This window comes from uncultured Oscillibacter sp. (assembly GCF_900546705.1).
Classification (GTDB): Bacteria; Bacillota; Clostridia; order Oscillospirales; family Oscillospiraceae; genus Oscillibacter.
In genome coordinates this window covers 1-4318 of the sequence record NZ_URDP01000073.1, presented here as the reverse complement: position 1 = coordinate 4318, position 4318 = coordinate 1, and the positions used below count along the sequence as shown (strand labels likewise).

General features: G+C 60.3%; 8 protein-coding genes. All 8 read right to left on the bottom strand.

The features are described from left to right. On the bottom strand, positions 1-190 hold a 190-nt coding region (locus QZS13_RS09990; protein ID WP_295588546.1), incomplete at its 3' end, for a hypothetical protein. Beyond that, the gene (locus tag QZS13_RS09985; RefSeq protein WP_295588544.1) at positions 180-515 is read right to left on the bottom strand and encodes a hypothetical protein; all 336 of its coding nucleotides are present in this window, start codon (positions 513-515) and stop codon (positions 180-182) included. The genes QZS13_RS09990 and QZS13_RS09985, both read right to left, overlap by 11 nt. Then, positions 508-930 (bottom strand): hypothetical protein, encoded by a 423-nt coding sequence (locus QZS13_RS09980; protein WP_295588543.1) that lies wholly within the window; start codon positions 928-930, stop codon positions 508-510. Before QZS13_RS09980 ends, QZS13_RS09985 begins: the two co-directional genes overlap by 8 nt. Before the next feature lie 210 nt (positions 931-1140). Further along, a complete protein-coding gene (locus tag QZS13_RS09975) occupies positions 1141-1458 on the bottom strand; it encodes a hypothetical protein (protein WP_295588541.1) in 318 nt (105 codons plus the stop codon). Further along, positions 1448-1699, bottom strand: a complete 252-nt coding sequence (locus tag QZS13_RS09970) for a hypothetical protein (RefSeq protein WP_295588540.1) — start codon at positions 1697-1699, stop codon at positions 1448-1450. Before QZS13_RS09970 ends, QZS13_RS09975 begins: the two co-directional genes overlap by 11 nt. Before the next feature lie 177 nt (positions 1700-1876). Beyond that, positions 1877-2278: a single-stranded DNA-binding protein gene (locus tag QZS13_RS09965; RefSeq protein WP_295588539.1), complete on the bottom strand. Its 402-nt coding sequence runs from the start codon at positions 2276-2278 to the stop codon at positions 1877-1879. A 211-nt stretch (positions 2279-2489) separates the two neighbouring features. Next, positions 2490-2615 (bottom strand): hypothetical protein, encoded by a 126-nt coding sequence (locus tag QZS13_RS09960; protein WP_295588537.1) that lies wholly within the window; start codon positions 2613-2615, stop codon positions 2490-2492. A gap of 19 nt (positions 2616-2634) precedes the next feature. After that, complete coding sequence (locus QZS13_RS09955; RefSeq protein WP_295588535.1) at positions 2635-4275, bottom strand: PcfJ domain-containing protein; 1641 nt, start codon at positions 4273-4275, stop codon at positions 2635-2637. Positions 4276-4318 lie beyond the last annotated feature (43 nt).

Below are 4318 nucleotides of genomic sequence, written 5' to 3'. Positions count from 1 at the left end.
ACAGCCCTCCCTCACGGCGCTCCAGCCGCACCAGCATGTCGCAGCCCCACACGGCTGGCGCCGGCGACGTGCCGGCTCTCACCAACACATCGCCCAGCGTCCGAATCAGGGAGATCTCCTGCCGGTCCTCCAGGGCCTGCCGCAGATGGTTCAGGTCGTTGGGAGATAGCAAATTGATCTTATTTGCCATATCTGATCTCCCTCAGATAAGGATACCTCTCCGGAAACGGAATCAGCTCCTGACGCCCCCGCATGATCTCCACCAAAGCCCGGTCCAGGTGCTCCTGGGCCACGTCCTGCTCTGGTCCCCGCTCCACCGCACTATGGAGCTGGTTGTACACCTTGGCCCACGCCTCGCTGAGGGCCTTGATCCGGTCAAAGCCCCAACCATACTCCGTGTGAAGCGTAATCTGGAGCGTGTCCAGCATCAGCTGCCGGACTGTCTGATCTACGGCGTCAATGATGATTTGCTCCCGGGCCGCCTGCCGTTGGAGATAACCGGATTGTTTAGGCATCCTGGCCTCCTTTCAGCGTGGCCTTGGCAGCTTCCGGCGTAAGAAAAACGGCTTTTCCAAAGCTCTTTTCCGTGTATCCATATCCTTTGTGACCGCATCCTATGTCCATCCATATAATGGCTTCAAGGTAGACAATTTCATCGTCATGCACAACAAACTTCTGGATATGACCTTCTATTGGCGGATTATACTGCTTCCCGTATGCAGAAGTAATCCAAACACAATCCCCCACTTTGCACGGCAGCACCACACACCGCCCGTCCCGGTCAGCCTCCACAAGCTCCCGCAAGCGATCCAGATCGTAGTCATCGCCCATGATGTCCTCAATGACGGCAAGGCGATCTATAACTTCTGGCAGTTTTCCAAACGGGTAATTTGCCATCCCGTTTGACCATCTGCTTGTAAGGCGCTCCACACTCATTCCTCCCAACTCCGCAAAATCTGATGCTTCCGTTGCTGGCACCAAGCAAACACTGGGAACTCAAAATTAAAGCTCCTGTAACACTGATGATGAAATGCACAATTATTGCATTTACCTCTTGCAACAGCCTCAGAAACCGCAATCGCCTCCGCCTGCTGCTCCCGCGGATAAGCCCGGTCAAAGATAGTGAAGTGTTTTCCCACATTATCCCTCCTCAGCCGGCTGGCGGAGCCAGTGCAGCACGCACTGCTCGCATCGCTCCAGTGGGATCGGCGCATCCCGCTCCACATCCGCATCACACTCGGGCAGCTCCCGGCAGTAGGGGATCGATATCTCACCCTCCAACAGCCGGTTGATGTTCCGGGCCAGCTCCTCGTCGCTCATGCGCCGAACCAGGTCGGCTCTTGACGGTGTTTCATGGTCGCATGGACCGAACACGCAGATGTTTGCGTCTGTGAGGTCGCCTCCGTAGCTGCACAAGCCGTTTCCTCGGTAATAGATGCACGGGTATTCAAGGCTCACAGTTAACACCCCCAAGCCGCTTCTCACTCGATTCAAGCGCTACATTTGCAATTTTCGCAAACGATTCTAGGTCCATTTTTAAAATAACTTCCGGCATCTCCAGCTGCGCCACCGCCTCCCGGATAATTGCACAGCCATGGACGCCGCAGTTATGCTCCTGCCCACAGCCCAGGCATACCAGGCTCCCGGTCTCCACCTGCATCTTTTGCAGGGCATCAATCAATTGATTTCGCTCCATCAAAACGCCCCCCCTCCTCTTTCGTCAGCTCCGGAGAAAGATAATAGCGCGTACATTTTTGGCAGCGATCAGGCTGCCCGAAAGATACGCACATATCACAGCACCCAAACACTTCACATTTCGAGCAACATTCGAAACAAATCAGGCCCGCACGGCAGAAAAACCGGTCTATCGGCTCCATCAAAACGGCAGCTCTCCTTCCTCGCCCTCGGGGATCTCCGTGATCTCCCCGGCCGGGTGCGTGTCCGAATCGGACACCGTCCTCTTTGAGTCTCCAAAGTAGATGTTATCCGCCACCACCTCGGCGCTGCGGCGACGTCCGCTGTCCTTATCCGTCCAGTCCCGGACCTGGAGCCGGCCCTCCACCACGGCCATGCGGCCCTTGGTGAAATACTTGCAGACAAACTCCGCAGTGCTGCGCCAGGCCACGATGTCGATGAAGTCCGTCTCCTTCTCGCCGCTCTGGGACTTGTAGTCCCGGTCCACCGCCAGCGTCAGCGAGGCCACGGCGGTGCCGCTCCCCGTGCGGCGCAGCTCCGGGTCCCGGACCAGGCGGCCCATGAGCATGATCTTATTGAGCATTACGCTCCCTCTCTTTCTTTTCTGCGGCGGGTTTTCCGCCGGTTTACCGCATAGTCGTTGTAGATCCGCTCCCGGTCGATGCGAGCACGCTCCGTCGCGTGATGCTCCGCCAAAGCGGCCTGATACCTGCCCCAGGCGGGGCAGGTATCTTTGTTATGGCAGCCGGGCGCCCGGCGCTGGCACTCCCGGCACGGCGGCATGGGTTTGTCTCTCACATCCCCACCGCCCTGGCCGTAACGGTAAGCAGGACCAGGACGGCCACCAGCCACACCGCCAGAGCGATCCGCGCCGCCGCTCTTTGCCGGCGCTCCCGGCCGGTATAGTTATGTCGCTCCATCTCTCATCCCCCGTTATTTTCATGCAATGCTCTTTTTTTGCTTCATGGGCCGGATGTGCTCCAGCCACGCCGCCTCAAAGTCCTCCACCGCCTTGGTCCTGCCGCAGTTGCACTTCCCTCGGTCCTGGAGCACGGTGAAGTCCTTCAGATCCAGCTCCAGGGTGTACCAGGGCACCTCCGGCGCAGACGCCCTCCGGACGAAGAAAATGGCCGTCTTGCCCTCCGCGTGCTTTCCCTTGTAGGTGGCCACACAGTGGTCCAATGCCTTGCCCTCCGCGTCCAGCTCCTCCGGGAGGGCACAGGGGCGGATCAAGATCCCGCCGCGCTGCCAGGAAAGGGGCGCCAGGGTCTCCAGCCGGGCCGTAAAGGCCGCCCGGAGCTGTTCGTTTTTCTCCGCCCGCTCCTTTTCCCGCTTCGCTTCCTCCCGGGCCCGGCGCTCCGCCGCCACCCGGTCATGGGCGCGCATCAGATCCTTGGGAAAGCGGACGTGCTCATCCGAGAGGTCGTAGCCTTCCCCCCTGGCAATGCGCCAGTAGTCCTCCAGGATGGGGCCGTCCGCCCGCTTGTCCCGCCGCTTCTGGCGCTTCAGGTAGCGCACCGCCCGCATCAAGGGCGTTTTCTCCTCCTCCGCCATCCGGCGGCACCAATGGATCCCCTCTGCCTTGCATTCCTCCAGGTCCTCCGGCAAGTGCAGCCGGATGCCTTTTTCCCGGCACAGCCTGTAAAAGTGCAGCTCCTCCGGCGTCCAGTGCAGCTTCCGGCAGAAGCGGAACTCCTCGCCGGTGAGGCCCAGCATCTTGGCCGGCCGTGTCTCTTTCCAGCAGATCTCCGCCAGCTTCGGCACTCCTCTGGCCCGCTCGTAGCTGTACCGGTAGGACTCTTCCCGGATCATCTCCCCCACCAGGGCGCCGCAGCCCTGCACGATCAGGTTCTCAATGTTCCGGTGCCGCTGCCACAGGCGTAAATACGTCACCGGATACGGCTCCTTTGCCGCCTTCATGTAAAGGTCCAGTTTGCTGTTTTCCGCCGTGGAGCCGATGAGCAGCCTCTTGTCCCAGGGGTACACCAAGTCTGCAAGCCCCCAGTTGTCCAGGCAGATCTTTCGCTGCTCCCAGTGTCCGAAGAAGCTGATGGTGGACATGCATTTGAGGTACCCCATCAGGCGCACCACCTTCCGCTCCTCCACCACATAGGCCTCATACTGCTGGCAGGAGATGTGCTCCTCCCCCTCGCAGGAGATATACTTTCCCACGCACCAGCCCACCAGGGCCAGCTTGTCCTCCAGACGGGTCACCGTCAGGGGCCAGACGCTCTTGCCATAGTGGCCGCCCCGGCCCCGGCCAATGTGCAGTGCCTGGGCCTCACAGCCGCACATAGGGCAGCGCACACGGTTTCCATGAGACACCGGATGCCCGCTCTCCGGGTCAAAGTATCCGAAGGTGTGCCCGGGGTTCGGGATCCTGTCGGCATACATGGTCTCGCCGCAGGCGGAGCACCGAAGCTGGGCCATCCGCCGCCGCTGCCCGGTCAGCACCTCCGGCACCCAGGCGGCCTTGTACCAGATCACATGCTCCTGGAGATATCCCTTTTTCTCCAGCCAGGGGATCAGCCCCTCCGGCGGCTCCTGAGGTAGCTCTGCCGCGTAATCGTATTGATCCATGGCGGACACCTCACAGAAAGTCCGCCAAGTTGAGGATCTTCGG